This is a genomic window from Occallatibacter sp. (assembly GCF_049802275.1).
GTDB lineage: Bacteria > Acidobacteriota > Terriglobia > Terriglobales > Acidobacteriaceae > Telmatobacter.
The window spans coordinates 1-5,746 of the sequence record NZ_JBARMD010000278.1 but is presented as its reverse complement, the minus strand read 5'-3'; the positions used below and the strand labels follow the sequence as shown (position 1 = coordinate 5,746).

At 57.3% G+C, this 5,746-nt stretch carries 3 protein-coding genes; 1 reads left to right on the top strand and 2 read right to left on the bottom strand.

What is annotated here, in order from left to right:
- Window positions 1-18 precede the first annotated feature (18 nt).
- Both WA354_RS09585 and WA354_RS09580 read right to left on the bottom strand, forming a co-directional pair.
- Window positions 19-1,017: a hypothetical protein gene (locus WA354_RS09585; protein ID WP_472812784.1), complete on the bottom strand. Its 999-nt coding sequence runs from the start codon at window positions 1,015-1,017 to the stop codon at window positions 19-21.
- A gap of 719 nt (window positions 1,018-1,736) precedes the next feature.
- On the bottom strand, window positions 1,737-4,178 hold the full coding sequence (locus tag WA354_RS09580; protein ID WP_472812783.1) for an ABC transporter permease: 2,442 nt from the start codon (window positions 4,176-4,178) through the stop codon (window positions 1,737-1,739).
- A gap of 533 nt (window positions 4,179-4,711) precedes the next feature.
- Between WA354_RS09580 and WA354_RS09575 the strand changes: the two genes are divergently transcribed.
- Complete coding sequence (locus tag WA354_RS09575) at window positions 4,712-5,509, top strand: choice-of-anchor D domain-containing protein (RefSeq protein WP_472812782.1); 798 nt, start codon at window positions 4,712-4,714, stop codon at window positions 5,507-5,509.
- Window positions 5,510-5,746 lie beyond the last annotated feature (237 nt).

The window sequence follows — 5,746 nt, the reverse complement described above, 5'->3', positions numbered from 1 at the left end:
AAAAATGCGGTCCGCTCGTCAGCGTACGTGCAGCTGTGAGATCGTCACTTTGCCTTTGACCAGTTCGGCCTTACGCCACTGGCTCTTCTCGTTCAGAGCCACCCAGCGGCGTTCCTCGCTGCGGTAGTGCCAATCCTTGTCGAGCTGGTAGTAGATCAGCGATCCGCTGGCTTCCATTACCTTGATGATGCTGTTGTCATGCGAGTTTTTCTCATCGAAATCGGTGGTCGCGCTCTCGCCCATCTCGGAGTAAATCTCGTTCAACTCGAAGAGCAGTGCGTTGATGCTGTCGTCCATGGCTTCGACGTTGAGGCCGATTCGCTTCGCTTCGCGCAATGTGATTGGGTAGTTATGCGATGGGTAACCGGCGTTGAGATTGTTGCTGATTTCGCGCGCGCGTTCCTTGTCGTCCATGTGATACGACAGGATCTCTTCGCAGATGCGCGTTGAGAGAGCGCTGGAACGATCGACTGCGCCGATGACCAGTGGATGCACGTACGGGAAAAGCGATTCGTACGGATTGGTGGTCGAGTCCTTGGCCTGCTCGGTCCAGAGGCGAATGACGCGGAGCAGTTCGTCGTTGCTGACGCTGACGCGGTCGTTGTCGCGATCGATGGGCGAAAGGTCGTGGGTCAGCGATGTGTCGACGGCCGAGAGGTGCGCCAGAGGTCCCATCAGGATGCGATCGGCACCCAGCGCCAGCATGGTCGCGGCGGATTGGCACTCGAGCGGAGCAAGTACCGTGAGGTGCTTCACGTAGCGGCGCAGAAGGTTGACCATGCGCAATGAGGCCTGACCGGAACCGCCGTCAGATTTCACAAACAGCGTGAGGCGCTCAATGGTGCCGAGTTTGCGCAGCAATGCGTAGAGGCCAGCGACGTCGTTCTGGCAGATGGAGCCCTTGTTGGAATTCCAGTAGGTGATGATGGGCTCGCCGAGCGTGCGGGATAGCTTGTCGAGCACCGGCTGGGTCCGCTCGATCAGCATCGGCGGCTTGGCCGCGCTGGGACGGATCACCGGGAATTCGGATATAGATGCAGCTACAGGCAATTCTGGTTACCGCTCAAATTGAATTGTCTTGATTTGTGTTGATATTAGCACGATGTTGATCAGGCCGAAATAAAGAAGGTTGTGATTTGACGCACAGCACAGTGGGCTCTTTGCCGGCAAATAGACGCGCGGCGCCGAAGCTCTCTTTCAGCAGAGACTTGCAAGTTCGATGGAGATTGACCAGCTTCAAAATTTTTTGAGCGGAATGTCGATGAGTCTGGGCTCACAGTTTCACAGGAACTGTGAAGCTGTGGGATATCAGCGAAAGAGCAAATGATACTGCACGGTTTAGAGGCGTGCGAAGGTGGGCTTCACAGTTTCACAGGGGGGAGGGGGTGGGGGGTGGTACGGACCGGGACATGCCTGACAGCAGGCTCCCGGATGGACCACCGAAGGGATTGCGAGGGTTGTGGCGCGTGGGCATCAGATACTCCAACACCTCTGATTGTGCGCCGGAGAGGGGAAACTGCATGCAAAACGCGCAGATGTTTTCCACGTTTGAAATGTGCATGTTGGATGGTTTGGGGGCGAGGGCGCACTTGACAGCGGGTGAGCGCGCGTCTTGGTTTCTGTGCTGGTCCGATGTGAGTGGAGACCCGTTCCCTGGTTTCAGAACCGAAATCGATATCAACTCTATCGAATAGTCTCTCACGGCTTTGCCGATCGAAAACTCAGCGAGAAAGCGCCTATTCCTCGCGCAAAGCTACCATCGGGTCCACGCTGCTGGCTCGCCACGCAGGGATGACCGTCGCCGCGAATGCGACCACGGCCAGCAATGCAGGCACCGTCAGGAACGTTCCGAGGTCCGTGGCACTCACGCCGAACAACAGACTCGCGATCACGCGCGTGAGGGCGACCGCGCCTATCAGCCCAGCGAAGATGCCGATCAGCGTCAATTGCATCCCCTGCCGGACGACCAGCGCAAGGATGTTCTCGCGCCGCGCACCCAGCGCGACCAGAATGCCAATATCGTGTGTGCTCTGCGTGACCAGGTACGACATGACGCCGTACAGACCCACGGCCGACAGCAGCAACGCGAACAACGCGAATGCCCCCAGCATCGTGCTGGAGAAGCGCTGGCGCGCCATCGAATCGTACAACCGGTCCTGCATGCTACGAACCCCATAGACCACCGCAGTGGGATCGACCGCGTGGATCTCCCGGGTCATGGCCTCCGAGAGGTCCGGGTTCTGTGAAGCGGACCGCGCCACCAGGAAGGTACCTCGGTCGAGATCCTGCTGCAACGGGAAATAAGCTGCGATCTTGCCGTCGGTATCCAGACCGTATTGTTTGACCACTCCCACGACGCCAACAATTGTGATGGGCTTTTTCGGATCGAACCAGAGATGTTTTCCGACAGCGTCATTGTGTGGCCAGAATCGCTGCGCGAATTTTTGGTCAATGATGGCGACCTGCGACGTTTCGAGGTTGTCCTGATCCGAGAACAAGCGGCCGGAGATCAAAGGAATCTGCATTGCCGGGAAATAGTCCACGCTTGCAATGCGATGATCGACTTGCAACTCCTGACCTGGCGGCGGAGTGTATCCCTCGACATTGATTCCACCCCATCCTATCGTTCCGGTGAGCGGGAGCGCCGAAATAGCGCCTTCTGCTACCACTCCCGGCAAATGGGCGATGCGGGTTTCGACTTCGCGGTAGAAGCCGGCCATGATTTTATCGTCGCGGTACTTGGGGTCGCTCACGACAACTGCCATGCTCATCACATTGTTCGCGGTAAAGCCCGGATCTACGCTCTGCAACCGAACAAAGCTGCGGATCAGCAGTCCGGCGCCGATCAGCAGAACCACCGAAAGCGCGAGTTCTGATGCCACAAGCAAGCCGCGTAAGCGGTGCCGTTTGAGGTATAGACCCCCATCGCCCCGTCCGCTGCGGCCCCCTGCTTTCAGCGATGAATTCGGATCCAGTTTGATGGCCCGCCATGCCGGCGCCAGGCCGAAAAGTACGCCCGTCGCGAGCGAAAGGCCAAATGTGAAAGCGAGCACGGTTCCATTGATCCCAATCTCATCCAGCCGCGGAACATTCCCGGGATTCATCGTGCGTACGGCCAGAAGGCTCACCCGCGCCACCAGCAATCCGGCCACTCCACCCAGCAGTGCCAGCAGAATGCTCTCTGTCAACAACTGACGCGCCAGGCGCTGCCAGCTCGCTCCCAGCACCGCGCGCACCGCAACTTCCTTTTCGCGACCCGCCGCACGGGCCAGCAGAAGATTCGCCACGTTGGCACATGCGATCAGCAGAACGAGCGATACGGAACCGAGCAGCACGAGCAAAGCACGCCTGACGTCTCCGACGACCTGCTGCTGCAATCCGATCACATCCATACCAAAGCTGGCATCGCGCTTATCCTTGATGCGGATGCCGTTGGCGATGACGTTGATGTCTGCCTGTGCTTGTTGAACGGTGACGCCGGGCTTGAGGCGGACAACGATGTTGTAGTTTTCGTCGCCTCGGCGCTGCGCAGCGTCCGGTCCCAAGGGCAAAGGTAGAAACATGTCCACTTTGTCCATTGGCCCTTCCGACGGCATCACTTCCGCGTTGAGCATGAAGCGCCGATTGAGTACGCCAACAACTGTGAATGACTTCCCGTTAAGCGTAATGCTCTTCCCGACGATTGTCGGGTCCGAATTGAATAACCGCTGCCAGGCTCCGTAGCTGAGAACAGCTACGCCCGATCTGCCGGGTGTGTCCTCTTCCGGCAACAAGGTGCGGCCAAGCAACGGTTTTGCACCGAACATTGTAAGGAGGCTCGACTGGGTGCTGAGCGCATCAACCCTCTCCGGTTGTTCGCGGCCGGTCAATGTGAATGTACGGCTCTGCGCGATGGCCATTTGTTCGAACGAATGGTTCTGATTCTGGAGGTCGATGTACTCGCCCGGCGACGGCCAATCACGCAGAATTCCGATTCCGGGAGAGTGAAGCCACACAGCGGCCAGACGGTCTGGATGCGGATACGGGAGCGGACGCAACAGCAGGGCGTCCACCACGCTGAAGATCGCGGAATTGGCGCCGATTCCAATGCCAAGCGAGGCCAAAATCACCAGAGTCAACACCACATTCTTGCGAAGCATACGAAAGGCGACGCGGAGATCCTGTAGCCAGAAGTTCATCCATCCTCCCGTCGTGGATAAGTGATCATATGACGCGCCGAAGTATTCTGCCTAGAGAGGCCTTTCGTTGGAAGTCGGTCGAGCGGGTTCGAAAAGCAACCGCGGATCTTTCGACTGCGCTTCGCTCCGCTCAAGATGACAGGGCTTTGTGGTTCAGGTTGGCCGGCGCCGGCGCTGAATCCGGCATTTCGTTAGCAAGCCTGTGAGCCTTCCTGACCTCTTCGCGTCGGGATTTGCAATTGCGGGAGCGCACTAACCAGAAGGGATTGAGAAGCAGGTTTACTCGGCTGCCGTGAGACGGCCGAGATTTCCTCAGTTATCCGTAACCTTCACAACGTAAGATTCAAGTAGCGCCAGCTTGTCCAACGATTGAGATTATGAAGGCGGCAGTCCCCGAACAATCCTGAATCCCTGTGATATTCATCACAGCGGACTCCTTGGGATTAGCTGAAATTTTCTATGTCCAATTTGCGTCAAGAGGGCCACGGGCCAGAAGAAGTTGAGTCTGCAAAATCACTTCAAAGGTCGGTTCAGTGCACGAAATCTCCGTTCGCTCCCCATGGACTACGCAATCTCGGCAATACGACGCTGTTCCCTGTGATGGTCGTTCGCGACAAGATCGCCCTCATCGACGAGGCGGCGCTCAACTTTTCTGCTACGGCCGTTGTTGCTCCAGTTTGCTCGCGATAACGATCTGCAGCGTGGCTCTCTCTGGATGCCAAGCCTTCTTTGTTCGCAACAATGCGCACTCCGGAGAATCGCCGAATGCCGGCACGCCGGCTCTGAGCATCAATTCAACAAGCTTAGCCTTCGGCTCTGTCCACGTAAACACATCGGCAACCCAGGCTTTGACCTTGACGTCAGTAGGCACTGCACCAGTCACCATCAGCACTGCGACAACGACAGGCCAAGGATTCACAATGTCCGGAACTACATTCCCCGTCACATTAGATCCTGGCCAGACGATGACATTGAGTCTGCAATTCGATCCCTTAACGACAGGTGCAGCGACAGGTCAGGTGAGAATTACGTCTAACTCTTCGACCAATGGCACGGTCGAAATCGGACTGAGTGGCACAGGAACGTCCCATCAGGTTGCTTTATCCTGGGACGCCCCGCTCTCCAGCGACCCCTTAGCTGGGTACCGAATCTATCGATCTTCAGACGGTGGCACTTCGTTTCAACTGATAAGCCCGACGCTTGTTACCCAAAACACTTTCCTGGACGTTCAAGTCCAGAGCGGAATGACCTACCATTATGTCGTGAAAAGCGTTGATACCCTGGGGATTGAAAGCCCTCCGTCCAACCTGACCAGCGCGACAATTCCCTGATTGCAAGCGGTTGCCCGGGGTCGATGGACAGAAAAAGGCGCTGGACCTCAAAGGCCAGGAACGAGGAGCCGCGCAAACGGTAAAAAAGAGAGGACCTCGCTTTCGCGAGGTCCTTCTGGTTGGTGGAAGCGATTGAGGAGCAGGTTACTCGGCTGCCATCTCTTCGGCTTCGCCTTCCTGGCGCATGAGCTCCAGTTCGCGCTCGGCGGCTTCGATCTCTGCCGAAACCTCCTGCTG

Bases quoted from the DNA above. Each gene is read 5' to 3' on its own strand.
- WA354_RS09580 (WP_472812783.1), bottom strand. From the start codon at position 4,178: ATGAACTTCTGGCTACAGGATCTCCGCGTCGCCTTTCGTATGCTTCGC.